Annotated in this window: 16 protein-coding genes, 2 tRNA genes and 1 other annotated feature; all 18 genes read right to left on the bottom strand. The window is 32.6% G+C overall.

Annotated elements, in window-relative coordinates:
• Window positions 1-128: 128 nt before the first annotated feature.
• The 18 genes from CLCY_RS04900 to CLCY_RS04985 all read right to left on the bottom strand — a co-directional run bounded on the left by CLCY_RS04900 (window position 129) and on the right by CLCY_RS04985 (window position 18,391).
• On the bottom strand, window positions 129-1,520 hold the full coding sequence (locus CLCY_RS04900; RefSeq protein ID WP_048570028.1) for a DUF2334 domain-containing protein: 1,392 nt from the start codon (window positions 1,518-1,520) through the stop codon (window positions 129-131).
• Between the two features lie 257 nt (window positions 1,521-1,777).
• The gene (locus tag CLCY_RS04905; protein ID WP_048570029.1) at window positions 1,778-2,803 is read right to left on the bottom strand and encodes a hypothetical protein; all 1,026 of its coding nucleotides are present in this window, start codon (window positions 2,801-2,803) and stop codon (window positions 1,778-1,780) included.
• A complete protein-coding gene (locus CLCY_RS04910) occupies window positions 2,790-3,668 on the bottom strand; it encodes an ABC transporter ATP-binding protein (protein ID WP_048570030.1) in 879 nt (292 codons plus the stop codon). Before CLCY_RS04910 ends, CLCY_RS04905 begins: the two co-directional genes overlap by 14 nt.
• Complete coding sequence (locus CLCY_RS04915) at window positions 3,655-4,053, bottom strand: GntR family transcriptional regulator (protein ID WP_048570031.1); 399 nt, start codon at window positions 4,051-4,053, stop codon at window positions 3,655-3,657. The genes CLCY_RS04910 and CLCY_RS04915 overlap by 14 nt, the downstream gene beginning before the upstream one ends.
• Window positions 4,054-4,065: 12 nt before the next feature.
• Window positions 4,066-4,671 carry a hypothetical protein gene (locus CLCY_RS04920; RefSeq protein WP_048570032.1) on the bottom strand — a complete coding sequence of 202 codons (606 nt, stop codon included), beginning with the start codon at window positions 4,669-4,671 and terminating at the stop codon, window positions 4,066-4,068.
• Between the two features lie 607 nt (window positions 4,672-5,278).
• Entirely contained in the window at window positions 5,279-6,565 is a 1,287-nt protein-coding gene (gene serS, locus CLCY_RS04925; RefSeq protein ID WP_048570033.1) for a serine--tRNA ligase, read from the bottom strand.
• A gap of 143 nt (window positions 6,566-6,708) precedes the next feature.
• Window positions 6,709-6,916, bottom strand: a binding site (T-box leader).
• Window positions 6,917-6,951: 35 nt separating this feature from the next.
• The gene (locus CLCY_RS04930) at window positions 6,952-7,806 is read right to left on the bottom strand and encodes a MetQ/NlpA family ABC transporter substrate-binding protein (protein WP_048570034.1); all 855 of its coding nucleotides are present in this window, start codon (window positions 7,804-7,806) and stop codon (window positions 6,952-6,954) included.
• Window positions 7,807-7,827: 21 nt separating this feature from the next.
• A complete protein-coding gene (locus CLCY_RS04935; protein WP_048570035.1) occupies window positions 7,828-8,475 on the bottom strand; it encodes a methionine ABC transporter permease in 648 nt (215 codons plus the stop codon).
• Window positions 8,469-9,497 carry a methionine ABC transporter ATP-binding protein gene (locus tag CLCY_RS04940; RefSeq protein ID WP_048570036.1) on the bottom strand — a complete coding sequence of 343 codons (1,029 nt, stop codon included), beginning with the start codon at window positions 9,495-9,497 and terminating at the stop codon, window positions 8,469-8,471. Before CLCY_RS04940 ends, CLCY_RS04935 begins: the two co-directional genes overlap by 7 nt.
• Window positions 9,498-9,713: 216 nt before the next feature.
• Complete coding sequence (locus tag CLCY_RS04945) at window positions 9,714-10,907, bottom strand: amidohydrolase (protein WP_048570037.1); 1,194 nt, start codon at window positions 10,905-10,907, stop codon at window positions 9,714-9,716.
• A 245-nt stretch (window positions 10,908-11,152) separates the two neighbouring features.
• A complete protein-coding gene (locus CLCY_RS04950) occupies window positions 11,153-12,010 on the bottom strand; it encodes a MetQ/NlpA family ABC transporter substrate-binding protein (RefSeq protein ID WP_048570038.1) in 858 nt (285 codons plus the stop codon).
• A 20-nt stretch (window positions 12,011-12,030) separates the two neighbouring features.
• On the bottom strand, window positions 12,031-12,678 hold the full coding sequence (locus tag CLCY_RS04955; protein WP_048570039.1) for a methionine ABC transporter permease: 648 nt from the start codon (window positions 12,676-12,678) through the stop codon (window positions 12,031-12,033).
• Window positions 12,675-13,709: a methionine ABC transporter ATP-binding protein gene (locus CLCY_RS04960; RefSeq protein WP_242844939.1), complete on the bottom strand. Its 1,035-nt coding sequence runs from the start codon at window positions 13,707-13,709 to the stop codon at window positions 12,675-12,677. Before CLCY_RS04960 ends, CLCY_RS04955 begins: the two co-directional genes overlap by 4 nt.
• Window positions 13,710-13,886: 177 nt before the next feature.
• Window positions 13,887-16,589, bottom strand: coding sequence for a UPF0182 family membrane protein (locus tag CLCY_RS04965; RefSeq protein WP_048570040.1), 2,703 nt, complete (start codon window positions 16,587-16,589; stop codon window positions 13,887-13,889).
• A 60-nt stretch (window positions 16,590-16,649) separates the two neighbouring features.
• Window positions 16,650-17,531, bottom strand: a complete 882-nt coding sequence (locus CLCY_RS04970; protein WP_048570041.1) for a GerMN domain-containing protein — start codon at window positions 17,529-17,531, stop codon at window positions 16,650-16,652.
• Window positions 17,532-17,675: 144 nt separating this feature from the next.
• Window positions 17,676-18,149, bottom strand: coding sequence for an HD domain-containing protein (locus tag CLCY_RS04975; protein WP_048570042.1), 474 nt, complete (start codon window positions 18,147-18,149; stop codon window positions 17,676-17,678).
• Window positions 18,150-18,232: 83 nt separating this feature from the next.
• Window positions 18,233-18,308: transfer RNA gene (locus CLCY_RS04980), tRNA-Thr, on the bottom strand.
• Between the two features lie 6 nt (window positions 18,309-18,314).
• A tRNA-Asp gene (locus CLCY_RS04985) sits at window positions 18,315-18,391 on the bottom strand.
• Window positions 18,392-18,456 lie beyond the last annotated feature (65 nt).

Consider the following 18,456-nt stretch of genomic DNA (forward strand, 5'->3'; position numbering starts at 1 on the left):
CCCCTACGCCGGTTTTCAAGACCGGTGCCTTAAACCAACTCGACCATCTCTCCGTCTTACATTATGTATTATATCAGCCCTTAAAATTAATGTCAACACTATTTGTAAAAAAATCTTAAACTTTTTTTCTATAAATCTTTTACACTTATAGTTACATATCCATTTCTTCCTAAGGTCTTGATAATTCTATTAAGTGGAGACTTTTCACTATAATTATAATCTCTATATCCATACTTATCTGTATCCTTTAAATCGATAAATCCAAATTCAAAATAAGGATGAAGAAAGAAACTATTCAATCTAAAGTCCCATTGCTTTTCTATTTTTTTAATTATATCTTCTCCATCTTTATCATGTATATATCCTAAAGGAGTAGGTACATATAGCCTGCTTTTATCCTTAAAGCTATATAGTGGATTGAAGTTATAGTAACCCTTATAAGGCTCATAAATAACATTAAAATAATCCTCAATTATTCTTTGCTGGGATCTTGTTGCCCCGTAATGTGGACTTTCAAAGAAACTTATAGGGATATTAAGAGTCTTAGCTGTAGTAATTCCACTTTCTATAACCCTTCTCGTTTCAGATTCACTTGAATTAAGTTTACGAGTTAATTCAAATCCCTTAAGACTAATATCTCCATTTGCTTGATGAGTATACCCATGAAGTCCTATAGCTCCACCTTTTTGTATTAAATGGTCCATCATATTTATAAATTGTACATTACTCATTGTTTTATTAGTTAATAAATCATTATCTATTCCTTTTTGAGGATTCTTGAATCTTGGAACCCAAGCCACATTAAATTTGATTCCATTTATATAAAGGTTATCTGCAAGTATCTTCATCTTTTCCTTTGCTGTACTACTTTTAAGTGTGGAACCTGTTGATACGTCCTCAAGTCTTATAAGTGCAGCTTTGCCTGACTTACAAACTGGAGATATATTAACTTTTTTCTTGTCATCAAATACATTAATAATGCCCTTTTCTATATTCCAAGTATCTCTAAAATCAAGCATACCCTCTATATCATTTAAGGATATGTACTTTTTATTATTTATATTTAGAACTTCCCCTCTAAATTCTATAGAGTCGCTTTTCTTAGAGTAAGTTTTTAATTCCTTATTTATAGTTATCTTTTTATTTTTGTAGTTTAATATTACCTTATCGCCATCAGGAATTATATCTCCTTGAACCTCTCTTACAAAGCTTCTAAAGTCTACATAGTATCTTAAGTCCTTTTCATATATGTCTGTATATAACTTATCCCCTTTAAAGTAAATTGATATGTTATTTACCTTTGAAGCCTTGGTATCAATTCTTTTTATATTATTAAACCTTGTAGGTTCAGCTTTATTTACTTTTTTAGGTCCCTCATAAACTAGGTTTTTACCCTCTACAAGTATATTTTTAATTTCATATATTCTAAATCTAGCTATCCTAAGTGTTCCGTATGTTGCTATAAGTAATACAATTAATATAAATACCGATAATATTTTCTTTATTCTAAGCTTTACCACTCTACCTCCCCCTTTGTTATTTTCTCCCATAGACATATTAGTTTGCATTATATATAAAGGAATTAAATATGTCAATTTTTTCAAGTAGCTATATAAAATTAGCCACTTTCCTTATATCGTGTCGGAAAGTGGCTAATTTACTATTTTAACTTATTAACTACAATAATTACTTTGAACCCTCTTCTAATTTAATCCTAAATAAACTAAGACTACTATTCCTAAGAAACATATAAAACTTAAAGCTTTATAAAGGGTCACTAAAATCTCTCCTCTAACTTCTTATTTATTTTACTTGCTATAAATATCCATAGTGGTGTAAGTATAACAGTGACTACAAAGTGTGCCCTATACACAAAAAGACTTGTTGCCTGTTTTATTTCTACTTGACTTCTATATCTTGGTTGGAAGTATAATATGTCAATTATAACTCCACTTATTAAATTAAATATAGCTGCTGCTGCTAAAGCAAGTGCTATATATGAAAGAATTTTACTTATTTTAAATGAAAATAAGTTATCATATACATCATTACTAAATTTCCCTGCTACAAAGTCTATTAAAGTGAATAATAAAACTACAATACCTATAAGTACAATTATTCTTCCTATGGTACTTGGGTAAAAAGATGCAGTTACACTACCTGGTGTATCTATAATATCAGCTATATAATTAAAAAAGTCCTCAATACTTCTTCTTATTTTACTATTATAATGAAAACAGTTTGTTACAGAAGCAAGTAGATACCCAGAGGATATAACTCCTATAATTACTAAAACAACTGGAACCTTTATATTGTTGTATATAAGACTAAGAATATATACTCCACCGATTACAGTAAGCGAAACAATAGCTAAAGAAAAATACTTAATAAATACATCTAAATATGGATAACCCTCAGCTACTAGATAAGTTCTATTAACTACATACACTCCAGATTCTATTAAAAACCCTATAAATATAGGAACAATAACTGCTATAACTGCACATGCTAGCTTGGTTAATATTATATTATGCCTTTTTATAGGCATTGACACCATATAACTTCTCTCACTTTTATCTCTAATCCCTACTGAAACCAAAGCAATTATTCCAACTAAGCACAATATGAAAAAATATGAGGTAGCACCTATAGTTAAACTTAAATCCTCTTGGTATACATTTGGATTTGCAATTCTACTTGCTATATTCATAATGTTATATACAATTATTAAAAGCATTAGTATTGGTAGTATTAATAACTTTCTTTTTTGGTCATATACAATAGATTTTTTAAACCAGTTCACTATATTCACCTCCAACTGTATATATAAACATGTCCTCAAGACACATATCAACTTCCTCTACAAACTCTGCACCTAGTGAATTTATATAGTGAAGTATGCTTGAATCATAGTTATTAGTAACTAGATAATGAACTCTGCCTAATTTCTCAACACTTACTATAGATGGATGATTAATTTCTACCTCTCCTTTGAACATAACTTGAATCTTACGTACCTTTTCCTTTAAATCATCAAGTGTTAAGGAGTACTTAACCTCCCCTGAATCAAGAAGAGTTATACTATCACACATTCTTTCAAGCTCAGTAAGGTTATGAGAAGCTATAACCGCTGTTGCCTTATTATTATATACATAGTCAACTAATATCTTTAGAAATTCCTTTCTAATTATAGGATCAAGACCATTTGTAGGCTCATCAAGTATAAGAACCTTTGGCTGAATCGAGAATCCAAGCATTATAGAAAGCCTCATTTTCTGCCCCTTAGAAAGTGATCTTACCCTAGACTTTTTAGATATATTAAATATCTCATTTAGCTTATTAAACATCTCTATAGAAAACTTGTCATAGGTCATTGTATAAAATTTAATAACCTCATTTACCCTATATGATGAGAAAAAATCATTTTCATCCTCTATATAGGCTATAGTTTCCTTAATAGAGTTATTTTCATATACAGGTTGTCCACTAATTAAGACCTCTCCACTATCTCCCCTATATACTCCTGTAATACACTTTAGAAGGGTGGATTTCCCTGATCCATTAACCCCTACAAGCCCATGTAATGACCCTTCCTTAAAGCTTATATTTATATCATTTAGAGCTGTTTTATCTTGAAAGTTCTTCGAAAGTCTTTTAGTTCTTATCACTTTTCTCACCTCCCTCAAGATTTCCGTACATACCCTTAATAATATTGCATAGTTTTTCATCTGTAAGGTTTAGGTACCTTGCCTCAAGTACAACTTGCTTCAAGGTATTAATTAAAGTTTCCATTCTTTCCTCCTCAAGCTTTGGTCTAAAATTTTCACATACAAATGTTCCTCTTCCCCTTAGTGTTTCTATAACTCCTTGTCTTTCAAGTTCGCTATATGCCTTTGAAACTGTGTTAGGGTTTGTAACTAGCATACTTGCCATTTCTCTTATTGAAGGTAGCTTATCTGTAGGTGATATTATACCCTTTAATATTGCTTCTTTTATATTTGCTACGATTTGCTCATATATCGGCATTGAGCTTCTTGGATCGATTTTTATCACTCTCTACACCTCCTATTTATAAACGGCTTCAAATTCTAGCTCTAGTGTCCCACTCCCTCTTACTCCATAAATAAATAATTCCTCATTGAACCCTTGTTTTCTATTCATAACTATACTTCCTGAAAGGGACACCCTATCACTATCTAGTATGGGCTTAATTAGATTACTGTAGCCATCTCCTCCATCTCTATATTTAATCTTCTTACCTTCGTCTTTTGCTAGAGTAATATTTACTGGATTAGTCCATTTGTACTTAATAATTTCCTTTAGCAATATTTTAGGTTCTTTCTTTTCGTCTGCTCCCTGAGACATATATTTATCAAACATTTTTTGCTCTTGTTTAGTAAACTTATATTCTCTATCCTTTAATTTATAAATTAGATTTCTAACCTCTTCTCCTCCGGAGAAATCATCGAGTTTTATCTTTAGTTTTAGCTTATCTTGGTCGCCATAAATAACATTTGCCTTACCTTCTAAGTCGTTTCTAAAATCTCTTTTCTGATAGTAATACTTACCCATAGTTGCCATGTTTACAGTAGGCCTTGCATATGCTGAATAAGCTATTCCCCCTACTATTAAAGCAGCAGAAATACCAAGACCTATATATAGTTTCTTCATTTATTTCCCTCCTTTTATGCTAAAAACAATTATATTTTCATTAATTCTTTTTATATGTGTATGATGTGTACCACACCAACTAGTACACTTAAAACATACCACTATTTCCAAATAATTTCAATAGATTTTAAATATTCAGTCTATAGATATTTTCTATAGACTGAACTGGTAATATTTGTATGCATATAAAATTTTAAATTTCTAAAAGGTGTGAATAAAAGATGGTTTTTAATAATTTAAGAAGATAGAAGGGTATTTCTTATAAAAGTTTCTTAAATTGAACCTAAAAATTAACTAATAAGCCTTAATTTAAGGTGAAAATATTGATTCTTATGGATTTAGAAGTGCAAAATATAAAACTATGCTTCAAAAAGTGTAAGAAACCATTTTTTTCTATACTTTTGCTCCCTCACTTCAACCCTATAATAGCCTATATTTTTCATACACATATTAAATATAGACATTTTCCTATGTAAAGCCCCGTAAATCATAGATATCTTGCTTAAATACGCCTTTTATTACACACTATTTAACCCTTATATAATGTTTTTTACACACAAAAAGGCAGCCATTATTAAAATAGCTGCCTTATTAACACACTTATATATTATTTTCCTTCTATTACTTCAAGTCCACCCATGTATGGTCTTAGAGCCTGAGGCACTTCAACAGTTCCGTCTTCTCTTTGGTAGTTTTCAAGTATCGCTGATAGCGCTCTACCTACTGCTACACCTGATCCATTTAATGTATGAACAAACTTTGGCTTATCCTTAGCATTTTCCTTAAATCTCACATTAGCTCTTCTTCCTTGGAAGTCTTCAAAGTTTGAACAGCTTGAGATTTCAACATATCTTCCGTAGCTTGGCATCCACACTTCTATATCATATGTCATAGCTGAGCTGAATCCAAGATCCCCTGTACAAAGCTTAACTACTCTATATGGTAGTCCTAGAGTCTTTAGTATCTCCTCTGCATCATTTGTAAGCTTTTCTAGCTCATTATATGAAGTATCAGGATGAGCAAACTTAACAAGCTCTACCTTATTGAATTGGTGCTGTCTTATAAGCCCTCTTGTATCTCTTCCAGCAGAACCAGCCTCTGCTCTAAAGCATGGTGAGTATGCTGTATGCTTTATTGGAAGACTTTCACCACTTAGTATTTCATCTCTATATATATTAGTAACTGGAACCTCTGCTGTAGGAATTAGATAGTAGTCTGTTCCGTTTAGCTTAAACATATCCTCTTCAAACTTAGGAAGCTGTCCTGTTCCTGTTAAACTTCTTGAGTTAGCCATAAATGGAGGAAGTATTTCTACATACTCATGCTTTTCTGTATGCATATCAAGCATGAAATTAATAAGTGCTCTTTCAAGCTTTGCTCCCTTACCTTTGTAGAAAGTAAATCTAGCTCCTGTTACCTTACCTGCTCTTTCGAAGTCAAGTATATCAAGTCCTGTTCCTATATCCCAGTGAGCCTTAGCTTCGAAGGCGAATTCTCTAGGAGTTCCAAACTTTCTCATTTCTATATTTTCAGTATCATCAGTTCCCTTTGGTACTGTTGGGTTTGGAACGTTTGGAAGTCTTAGAATAAGGCTTTGTTGTTCCTCTTCTAGAGCATTTACACTTTCATCAAGAGCCTTAATCTTATCTGAAAGTTCCTTCATTTCAGCCATGATATGGTCAGTTGACTCTCCCGCTCTTTTCATCTTAGCTATTTCACCTGAAGCAGTGTTTCTCTTGCTCTTTAACTCTTCAACCTCAACAAGTATTGCTCTTCTTTTCTCGTCAATTTCTAAAATAGTATCAATTGACTTAGCTTCAGCTTCCTTGTTTCTTTTTAGCATTCCTTCTTTAACTTCTTCTGGATTCGTTCTAATTCTTTTAATATCTAGCATATGTAACGTCCTCCTTTTGAATAAATAATTCTACCTAAAATGATGCCTTATTTTCATGTTTTATAGTTACATAAATTATTAAACTCTAACGAAATATAATAATATTATTCCCTAAAAACAAAAAAACCCTTCATCCTATTATTATATAGGACGAAAGGTTATATCATTCCGCGTTGCCACCTAAGTTGATTAGTATAACTAATCCTCTTTAATGCTATTAACCGCAGCAAACGGTACTGTTCATCACAGTCCCTCAAAGGTGGATTCATTAATCCCTTGTATCGGTTTACACCAAGCCACCGACTCTCTTAACCAAAGAAAATAATTACTAGTCCTCATCATAGGTTTATACAAGATATTATACCACTTATTTTCAATTTTACAACTTACTTTATTTCATCTGGTATAAACCAATAATTATCCTTGTTGTGTTCCTTCATATATGTTTTAAATTCATCTGAACGGTAAGCATCAGCTATTGCCTTAGCCCATTCAGCATCTTTATTCTTTCCATTAACTACAAGAACAAGTTGAAGGTCCTTTAGAACATCCTCAGCAAGTAGAGATGTCTTAGGGTCTACCTTTGATGCATATACAACACTACCTGGTAAAACTCCAAAATCAACATCCTTTAAAACACGAGGAATTTGGCTTGAGTCCATAGGTACAATTTCTATATCTTTTTTGTTTTCTGCAACATCATTTAAAGTAACCTTTGTTAACTCTATTCCCTCTTTTAGCTTAATCCAACCTGCTTTTTGAAGTAGTGCAAGTCCTCTTGCACAGTTTGAAGGATCTTGAGGGATTGCTACCTTTGAACCTTTTTTAACTTCATCAAGTAATTTATGATTTGCTGAGAAAAGCCCAGCAGGTACTGTTGGTATAGGAGTTAATGCTACTAGATTTGCATTTTTCTCCTTATTAAATGTTTTCATATAAGCACTGTGTTGTGATACATTAAAATCTACGCTACCCTCTGCAAGTGCTGTATTATTCATTTGGAACTTTGAAAAATCAACAGTTTTAATTGTATATCCCTTTTTCTCTAAAATAGGCTTTACTGCCTCTTGAAAAAGTACATCATATGGCCCTGGAGATGAACCCATAGTTATTGTTTTTTTCTCCTCTACCTTAGCATCTCCTTGAGTTTCCTTTGTTTTGCTTTGACATCCTACAAGTGATGCAATAGAAATTAAAGAAATAAGTCCTAATGCCAATGCTTTTTTAAACTTTCTTTTCATAAAACTTCCCCCTTATCTAATCTAATATCTAAGTTTCCTTGAAACATAGTTTCCGATGTTTTGAACAAGTTGAACAACCGCTATTAATATAAGCACAGTTATAACCATAACTAAAGTATCAAAACGCTCATATCCATATGAAATTGCAATATCTCCAACTCCTCCTGCCCCAACAGTTCCTGCCATTGCAGTTGCCCCTATAAGTCCAATAGTTGCTGTTGTTATAGAAAGAACAAGAGAAGGCATTGCCTCTGGAATTAGAAAATATCTTATTACCTGATAGGTAGTAGCCCCCATCGCTTGAGATGCTTCTATAATTCCCCTATCAACCTCAAGTAATGAGTTTTCAATGAGTCTTGAAATATAAGGTGCTATGTACACGATTAGAGGAACTATTGCGGCTTTTATTCCTATAGATGTTCCTACCACTAACCTAGTAAAGGGCATAATAGCAACAAGCAAAATAATAAAGGGCAGTGATCGAAGGATATTTATTACAACATTAAATATGCTATAAACATACTTATTCTGTAGTATCCCATCTGGCCTTGTTAACACCAAAATAAGTGCCAAGGGAATAGCTATAAGAGTTCCTATAAAAAGTGACCAGCTTACCATTAAAATAGTGTCTACAAAGGCTTTTATAAGCTGCTGTGTTGTAACTAACATTTCAACTCAACCCTTTCTACATCTATATTTTGTTTTCTTATATAATCAAAGGCCTTTTCAGCCTCATCTGAATCTCCCTGAATACCTATTATTAAATTACTAAATACCGTTTCCTGAAGTTCAGTTACAATTGCAAATAATATATTTACCTTAACCTTAAACCTTTGAGAAACCTCTGATATTAATGCTCTTTTTGAGTTTTCTCCTATAAACTTTAATTTTGCTATAATATGATAATCCCTCTCTTTTTCTATATCCTGTATTATTGAAGTAGGGATTTCATCATTTATAACTGTTTTTACAAAGCTTTTTGTAGTTTCGTGCCTCGGACTACCGAAGACCTCTAGAACTTCTCCCTGTTCTATAACCTTCCCATCCTCCATAACAGCTACTTTATTGCATATATCCTTTATAACATTCATCTCATGGGTAATTATCAAAATGGTTATTCCCATTTCACTATGAATGCGTTTTAAAAGCTCTAATATAGACTTTGTTGTTTTAGGGTCAAGTGCAGAAGTTGCCTCATCACATAGTAAAATAGAAGGATTTGTAGCAAGTGCCCTTGCTATACCTACACGCTGCTTTTGTCCCCCCGACAACTTACTAGGATAGGTGCTTGATTTATCACTTAATCCTACAAAATCTAGTACATCATTTACTCTTTTTTTAATCTCTTCCTTTGAGGCTCCTTCTAGTATCAAGGGAATTGCTACATTTTCATAAACTGTTTTTGAATTAAGAAGGTTAAAGTTCTGAAATATCATTCCTATTCTTTTTCTAACACTTCTGAGTTCCCTTTTACTTAAACTTAAAAGATTTTTTCCATCTACTATAACCTTACCTGAGGTTGGCTTTTCAAGAAGATTAACAATCCTTATTAATGTACTTTTTCCAGCTCCACTATAACCAATAACTCCAAAGATATCTCCGGAGTTAACATGAATATTAACATCTTTTAACGCTTCTACAGTATTCTCCTTACTTTTAAAGGTTTTACTTACGCCTCTAATTTCTATCATGTTACTCCCCCTGTAGTTTTTTCTAATGTAATTACAAACATATTGTTGGAATATATGTTAACAAATGTATTATAGTTTATAAAACTTAACTAGCATAATAGAAAATTCCTATACTTTTCCAGTTGGTTATTGATTTATATAGCAACAAATAAATATAGCTGTAAATACAAAAGACACCATTAGCTGCTTATAAAAGGCTAATGGTGTCTAAATATTTTAAATTCCTTCTCCTGAATATAATCCTTCTTCTTCATTTAACTTTTTTAGTGATTCTATAGCAAGGTTCTTAAAGTAAACTGCACTACCATATAAAGCGGTAGTATCAACAGTGAATTTAGGATGATGCTGTGGATATGCATCTCCTGTTCCCATATGGATGAAAACTCCTGGAATTCTCTCTTGATAATATGCAAAATCCTCTCCTCCAAGTGAAGGTGGTGAAGTTTTTACCCTAAGAGCACTTTTCATAGCTACGTTTTTTGCTACCTCAACCCATCTAGGTGAATTATCTGTAGCTGGTGGTCCTTGTCTCCATATAAATTCAGCTTCACCACCAAAACTAGTAGCAATAGATGTTGAAATTGCTCTCATTTTTTCTTCTATTAGCTTTCTTGTGTCCTTATCCAGTGTTCTAACAGTCCCCTCAATAAATGCAGTTGAAGGAATAACATTCCAAGTAGTTCCACTATGAACATTTGTTATACTAATTAAAGCGCTATCAAAGGCACTTACATTTCTAGTGATTATTGTTTGTAGTGCTGTAATTATATGAGCAGATATAATAATAGGATCTACTCCCTTTTGTGGGTGAGCAGCGTGTGTTCCTACCCCATTAATATTTATCATAAAGTGATCTACCGCTGCAGTTGGAGGGTTAAGTGTAAGTCCTATCTCCCCGACATTCAGAACCGTTGATGTGTGAACTCCAAATATAGTCCATACATCATTTAGTGCACCTGTTGCTATAACGTCCTCTGCACCGTGTCCATCCTCCTCTGCAGGTTGGAATATTATCTTAACTGTTCCCTGAAGTTCATCTTGCTTCTCCTTTAATAAAAGAGCTGCACCGATCATCGTAGCAATATGAAAATCATGTCCACAGGCATGCATTACCCCTTTGTTTAATGATCTATACTCAAGGTCTGTCTCTTCATCTATTTTAAGAGCATCAATGTCACAGCGAAGTGCCACAACAGGCCCCTTACTTTTTCCTTCTATTCGTGCTACAAGTCCTGTTTTAAGTGATGTATCTAAAACCTCAATACCCGCTTCATTAAGAATATCCTTAATCATCTGAGTTGTTTTGTACTCTTCATTTGAAAGCTCAGGATTTTGATGAAACATTTTATAACAAGTAACTAGCTCACCTTTTATGTTGTTGATTAAATTATTTATATTACTTTTATCCATAATGTCTCATCTCCTCTTATTTTAATTCCTACTTAATACATAATATTACTAGGAATTTATATTGTGAATGAATTATATCACTTATAATATTTATTCGTCAATAAGTATTTGTTAACTTATTCTTACATATTCCCCAATTGCATATATCTTACAATTATATAACTAGCCTGTCAATGTATATATTATTCTAAATCTTAACTACAAAAAGACTGTTAACTATATACTGTTAACAGCCTTAAATATATTTATTTTAATTCATCAGGAATAAACCAATAGTTATCTTTATTGTGTTCCTTCATATATTCTTTGAACTCATCTGATAGATACGCATCCTTTATATCCTTTGCCCACTGTGCATCTTTGTTTTTTTCGTCAACTACTACAACAAGCTGTAATTCCTTTAAAACATCTTCAGATAGAAGTGTTTTCTTAGGGTCAAGTTTAGAAGCATAAACAACACTTCCTGGTATAATTGCAAAATCAACGTCTGATAAAACACGTGGAATTTGAGTTGAATCCATAGGTATAATTTCTAACTTATGCTTGTTTTCTACAATGTCATTTGTAGTAGCCTTAATTAATTGTACACCTTCTTTAAGCTTAATCCATCCTGCTTTTTGAAGTAATGCAAGTGCTCTAGCTGTATTAGATGAATCTTGAGGTACTGCTACCTTTGCACCAGACTTTACATCATTTAGTGAAGCATGTTTATCTGAAAAAATCCCAGCTGGTACCGTTGGTATAGGTGTTAAAGCCGCAAGATTTGTTCCCTTATTCTTATTAAATACATTCATATATGCGCTATGCTGGGATACATTAAAATCAACACTTCCCTCAGAAATAGCTACATTAGATAATTGGAGTTCTGAAAAGTCTATAGATTCTACAGTATAGCCCTTTGCCTCTAGAATTGGTTTTACAGCATCCTTAAAAAGAACGTCATATGGACCTGGAGATGAACCTAGCTTTATTGTTTTCTTTTCAGTTTTCTTCTCCCCTCCAGTACTACTAACCTCCGCTTTCTTTTGGCAAGAAACGAAACCTACTATAGAAATTGCTCCTATTAACATTGCTGCTATCGCTTTTTTTACTATCCTCTTCATCACTTTTCCCCCTTTATTTATTAATGTCTAATTTTCTTTGATATTAGATTTCCAATGTTCTGTATAAACTGAACAACAAAGATTAATATGACTACTGTTATAACCATAACTATAGTATCAAAACGAGCATATCCGTATGATATTGCAAGATCTCCTACTCCCCCTGCACCAACTGTTCCTGCCATTGCAGTTGCACCTATAAGACCTATAGTTGCAGTTGTAATGGAAAGTACCAATGAAGGAAGTGCCTCTGGAAGTAGAAAATATCTAACTACCTGATAGGGAGTTGCACCCATTGCCTGAGAAGTTTCAATAATTCCTCTATCAACCTCTAGTAAAGAGTTCTCAATTAATCGAGCTATATAAGGAGCAATATAAACTATAAGTGGTACTATTGCTGCTTTTATTCCAATAGATGTTCCTACAACTAACTTCGTAAATGGCATTATTGCCACTAACAAAATAATAAAAGGAAGTGATCGAAGTATATTAATTACAAAGTTTAATATGTTGTATATAATTCTATTTTGAAGTATTCCATTTTCCCTTGTTAGCACTAAGGTAACAGCTAATGGAATTGCTATAATAACTCCAATTAAAAGTGAAAAGCTAACCATATACAAAGTATCAACGAACGCCTTTATAAGCTGCTCTGTTGTAATCGTCATTTTAACTCAACCCTTTCTGCATGTATATTTTGGTTTTTAATATATTCAAATGCAGTATTAACATCTTGAAGTTCTCCTTTAAGCCCAATAATAATGTTTGCAAGTGTAGTTTCTTGAAGCTCAGTTACTGTCGCGAACAAGATATTTATATAAACATTAAAGTTTTTTGCTACCTCAGAAATCAATGCCCTTTTTGAGTTTTCACCTATAAACCTTAATCTCACCACAACATGATAATTAGAATCCTCTTTAATTGACTTAATAATTGAGTTTGGCACCTTATCATTTATAACAGTTTGTACAAAGTTTTTAGTTGTTTCCTTTTTAGGATTACCGAAAACCTCTAAAACCTCTCCCTGTTCTATAACCTCCCCATTTTCCATAACAGCAACCTTATTGCATATGTCTCTTATAACATTCATTTCATGGGTAATTATTAAAATAGTAATCCCAAGTTCCCTATTAACACGTTTTAATAATGATAAAATAGATTGGGTTGTTTTAGGATCTAGTGCAGATGTTGCCTCATCACATAATAAAATAGAGGGACTCGTTGCAAGTGCACGTGCTATTCCAATCCGTTGTTTTTGTCCACCTGATAATTTACTTGGATAGGTATTCGCCTTATCACGAAGCCCAACAAATTCTAATAAATCATACACCCTTTTATTTATTTCTTCTTTAGGTGTATTATTTAATATAAGAGGCAAAGCAATATTCTCATATACAGTTTTAGAGTTAAGAAGGTTAAACTGCTGAAAAATCATTCCTATATTCTTTCTGCTACTTCTTAATTCACTGGCTCTTAATCTAGCTAAATTCTTCCCATTTACAATGACTTCCCCAGAAGTAGGTTTTTCAAGTAGGTTTACAAGTCTTATTAATGTGCTTTTTCCTGCACCACTAAATCCTATAACTCCAAATATATCTCCCTTACTAACACTAATGTTTACATTCTTTAATGCCTCTACAGTATTCCCCTTATTCTTAAAAACCTTGCTCACATTTTTTATCTGTATTATAGTACTCACCTCCTAACCCCTAACCTTTATTATCTTATAGTAAGCCTCTGCCCTCTATATCCTACTATACATATTATTATTATAGGATATGATTAGTTACAAGTTTTATTACATAAAATAATTAAATATAAAAAAACACAGAAGTTAGATTCATAATCTAACTTCTGTGTTTAATCCTTATATTATTTACTTTACGTTTTGTTGTAGCTTGTTAAGCTCATCTTCAAGCTGCTTAAGATAAGTTCCGTATGCAGCCCAATCGCCTTTTTTCTGAGCATCTGTAGCTTTGTTAAATAGATCAGTTGCCCTTTTAACCATATCAGATGCCTTTTCCTGTGAAGGTGTTACCACATTTTCACCAGGCTTTGAAGGCTGTGCTTCTTCATCTACTATATTAGCTCCAAATAACCTAGCTAAGGCCTTTGGTATATTTTCTTCCATTACTATCTTGTCACCGTATTGAACTATAACTCTCTTAAGTTCTGGAAGACCCTTGCCTCCCTGTGACTTTAGATACAGTGGTTTTACATATAATAAACTATTCTTTATAGGTATTATAGTAGCCTCCCCGAACTTAACCTCACTACCTCTTTGACTCCAAAGTGTAAGCTCTTGAGATATTTCTGTATCTGTATTAATTTTAGAATTAAACTGTTGAGGTCCATATACTGCTTGTTCCTTAGGGAACTTAAGAAGAACTAGCTTTGATTTTTCCTCATTAGCCTCAACTGTAAGCCATGATACCATGTTTTCCTTCTTAGCAACAGTATAAGGTATAGTTAATAGGAATTTCTCTTCCTTCTCCTGTGGAAGTTTCATTAGCTGATAAACAGGTTCAATTTGAGCTTCCCTGTCATCTGATCCCTTGTATCTCGCTATACTCCAAAGGTCCTCATTATTATAGAATATCATTGGATTTGTCATATGATACTTTTCATAAACCCTTGATTGTGCCATAAAAACATCCTCAGAATATCTTAAGTGATCCTTAAGATCCTCTGGCATCTTGCTTATATCCTTAAATAACCCCTTGTACATTTTTGAAATAGTTGATGCTATAACATCTGAATTATCATCTAAATAGAAATCAACTGTTCCATCATATGCATCTATTACAGCCTTAACAGAATTTCTAACATAGTTTACGTTTCCGTACATTTCTGAATAAGGGTATTTGTTAGATGTAGTATATCCATTTATAATCCAGTAAAGTTTACCATTAGATGCTACTAGATATGGATCCCTATCATAATGGATAAATGGAGCTATTTTATTAACTCTCTCAACTATATTTTTGTGAAGTATAATTTTACTCTTTGATGAAATCTCACTAGATAATAGGAAGTTTATACTTTGCTGATTTACAGCAAACAATACCCTATTTCCAAAGCTTAGATTAATTCCTGCTTTACCATTATATCTAGTTTCCTTATTTTCATTTCCTGATGGATGATCTATTTCGTTAGACTTTGCTCCAACTATTGAATAGTCATTTGTAAGCTCTCCAAAGTATATTTGTGGCTTATCAACTTTAATTGGTCCAGTAACAGGAATGTCCTTAGATATAAAGCTTGGAAGTCCTGTTGGCCCAACGCTGTTACTATATGAAGCAACTATACCATATCCATGTGTATAGAATAGGTGCCTATTTTGCCAAGTTTGGAACTTTTCTTCTCTATTTGAATTATCAAGTTCTCTAGGTGCTATAAGAACCTGTCTCAGCTTACCGTCTATAGTATATCTATCAATATCTATATTGTTAAAGGTATAGTAGTTTCTTATTGCTTGGATTTGATTATAAACCTCTCCAATTCTATCAAACTCATTAATTCTTATATTATCTATTGTAAGTTTATTATTTTCTATATCCTTAGGTGTTAAGTTGTTTTGAACTGGGAAATCCCTTTGTTCAATATTTTCAAGTCCAAATGCCTTTCTAGTAAACTTAATGTTATTAGTTATATACGGCATTTCCTTATCCCTAGCATTAGGAGTTACTATAAACTTTTCAACTACTCCAGCAACTAGAGCCTGTCCAAAAATAATGACAACAATAGTAACTGCTGAATAAATAACAGGCTTGAACTTTTTCCTAAAAACTGAAACTGCAAAAATAATAGCAGATACAATACAAAGAACTGCAATTATCCCATAGGCTGGAAGTGAAACATGAATATCTGTGTATCCTGCACCATAGGTAACCCCACTTGGTGAATATACAAGCTCCAATGCCTTAATTACAAATACTAATGATAAAAATACTAGTAAAAAAGCTCCAAGTATTGCAAGTTGTCTTGCGATAAAAGTTTCCTTAACACCTCTTTCAATATCTATAACCCCACGAAGGCCGTTAATACCCTCCTGTGCCTTTAATGTAAAGTAGAATATTAATGCTACTGCACCAAGAACAATAACTATAAATATAAAAAGTGAAAGTAGTGATTTAACTAAAGGTAACTTAAACATGTAAAATGAAGCATCTAGTGAGAATATTGGGTCTTTTACACCTGTAGGTGTAGCATTAACGAATTCAAGTATCTTATACCAGAAACTCCCGGTAAATAGAGCTGATACTATTAAAGCTGTAATACTTGAAACTCCAAGTATTAGTTTGTTAGTAACATTTGATATGTTAAAACCAAAGTCCCCGTCGTCTATAAATCTTAAGAATTTTGATTTGAGGGTTTTAACATAGAAAACAATCGATGCGAAAAAGATTATAAAGGTAGGTACAAATACTAAAATCTTAGTAGTTAAGGTTGTCATGAATACATTTAAGTATCCAACCTCTTTAAACCACTGAATATCAACAAGAAAACCTGATGATACTGCTATGATAACTCCAAGAATAACAATTGCCCCTATAATCTTATAAAGGTAATTTTTCATTCTTCAGCCTCCTATTTTGTTATATAACTATAATATAACATATTTATTATGTTTTTGGAATTAATCCACATTGACCCAGTCTACAAACCATCCTTTATCAATATATATGCACTTAACAGTTACATTAGATGTATTAACAGGAGTGCCCTCATTAGATACATTTTGGAATTCTACAACTACAGTAGCTACTCCATCATTAATCTTAGTCTCCTTAATCTTAAAGTCACCACTTAAAAATCCTATAGACTTAATCTCCTGCATCTCACTAAGATATTCATGGTACATCTTTCTATTCGGTGAATGCTTATATGACATTAACAAATATGCCTTAAGGAACTCACCCCTTTGTTCTAGTTTCATTTGTTCTCTTAAGACACTATCAGGTGAATCAAAAAACTCAGTTACTATAAGGTTTTCATTTCTTTGAAATCTAGAAGTGCCCTTAAAAACAAGCTTTTCGCTACCAGAATAAAACTCTACATAATCTACATTATTGATTTCTGAAAGGGTATTTACTATAGACATTAGGCTTAAGTAAAACTTCTCTTCATTTAAGGATAAGTCCTCCTTAAAGCTGCTAGATAATTTCACTTTAACTACTGATGAGTCTCTAGTTACAGAAATAAGCTTAAAGTCTCCCTTAAAGTAATCCTTAGAGTACGCCATAAGAGAATTAATTAGGTTCATATAGATATTTCCCTTAGGACTAATATCTATAACAGTAGGCTCTAATAACTTACCATCAGAATCTGGGATATAGGATATAAATGGTATAGACTTATCGCTATATAGTTTATTCGAATTAACCTGAGTATGTAACTCATCCCTAGGTCCAAAAAATCTATTATATGTATTTTCCATCATTCCTGAAAAATATAAACCACAAATAATAAAGGACATAATAGTAATTCCATATACATAAAGTAAAAGCTTCTTTTTCATAATGCCTCCAAAGTATTAAATCATATTACTATTATGCCCAAACCCCTATATTATAAACAGACTTCTAAGAATCAGGGTGAGTTTTAACCCATACTTATTCTTAGAAGTCCTTATCCATGAGCAAAGATACGCTATCGCATAAACTTAATTTTTAGAGTCTGCCTCCTGAATCATTTTTATTATAGGATCAGTTATAGTGTAATTGTGGTGATTTTCTATTATATAAGAAATATCTCTATCTATATCCCTATAAATCCCTCCCCCTATACTTGGATGGTTATAGTAAACACTAATAGGCTTTATAAATTGCATCTTTCTAGTTAATTCCTCTGAAAGAGAATTCAAGATAACTATTATCCCCTTAAAAATAGGATTAAGTCCCGAATTTATCTTCCCTATATCATGTAAAATACTCGCCCTAATATAAAAATCATCTATACCCTTATTATGATTCAAAACATATCTTGCAACATTAAGTGAATGCTTCTTTTCATGAGTAGGAAGCCTATTAAAAATTTTCTTATCTTCATCATTTAAATATCTATTTATAAACTCCTTATCTTCATTTGTAATCTTAGAAAACAAGGCTAGGAAAAACTGCTTAACACGATAAAGCATATTTACAACCTCCCATAACAAAATACTCATTTTATAATATAGCAAAAAATAAAAAAAGTCTATTTCCTAAGAAATAGACTTTTTGGAGCCGGCAATAGGATTTGAACCCACGACCTACTGATTACAAGTCAGTTGCTCTACCAACTGAGCTATGCCGGCATAAAGTGGCGACCCAGAAGGGGCTCGAACCCTCGACCTCTGGCGTGACAGGCCAGCACTCTAACCAACTGAGCTACTGGGCCACTTTTTACGAAGCGACTTCCTACCCTCCCAGTCCGTCTCCAGACTAGTACTATCGGCGTTAAAG

This window comes from Clostridium cylindrosporum DSM 605 (assembly GCF_001047375.1).
In the GTDB taxonomy this organism is placed as follows: domain Bacteria; phylum Bacillota; class Clostridia; order Clostridiales; family Caloramatoraceae; genus Clostridium_AB; species Clostridium_AB cylindrosporum.

Excerpts from the sequence above, each read along its gene's own strand:
- CLCY_RS04950 (WP_048570038.1), bottom strand. The coding sequence starts at position 12,010 with ATGAAGAGGATAGTAAAAAAAGCGATAGCAGCAATGTTAATAGGAGCA.
- CLCY_RS04935 (WP_048570035.1), bottom strand. The coding sequence starts at position 8,475 with ATGTTAGTTACAACACAGCAGCTTATAAAAGCCTTTGTAGACACTATT.
- CLCY_RS04945 (WP_048570037.1), bottom strand. The coding sequence starts at position 10,907 with ATGGATAAAAGTAATATAAATAATTTAATCAACAACATAAAAGGTGAG.
- CLCY_RS04965 (WP_048570040.1), bottom strand. The coding sequence starts at position 16,589 with ATGAAAAATTACCTTTATAAGATTATAGGGGCAATTGTTATTCTTGGA.
- CLCY_RS04930 (WP_048570034.1), bottom strand. The coding sequence starts at position 7,806 with ATGAAAAGAAAGTTTAAAAAAGCATTGGCATTAGGACTTATTTCTTTA.
- CLCY_RS04920 (WP_048570032.1), bottom strand. The coding sequence starts at position 4,671 with ATGAAGAAACTATATATAGGTCTTGGTATTTCTGCTGCTTTAATAGTA.
- CLCY_RS04970 (WP_048570041.1), bottom strand. The coding sequence starts at position 17,531 with ATGAAAAAGAAGCTTTTACTTTATGTATATGGAATTACTATTATGTCC.
- CLCY_RS04940 (WP_048570036.1), bottom strand. The coding sequence starts at position 9,497 with ATGATAGAAATTAGAGGCGTAAGTAAAACCTTTAAAAGTAAGGAGAAT.
- CLCY_RS04975 (WP_048570042.1), bottom strand. The coding sequence starts at position 18,149 with ATGCTTTATCGTGTTAAGCAGTTTTTCCTAGCCTTGTTTTCTAAGATT.
- serS (WP_048570033.1), bottom strand. The coding sequence starts at position 6,565 with ATGCTAGATATTAAAAGAATTAGAACGAATCCAGAAGAAGTTAAAGAA.
- CLCY_RS04955 (WP_048570039.1), bottom strand. The coding sequence starts at position 12,678 with ATGACGATTACAACAGAGCAGCTTATAAAGGCGTTCGTTGATACTTTG.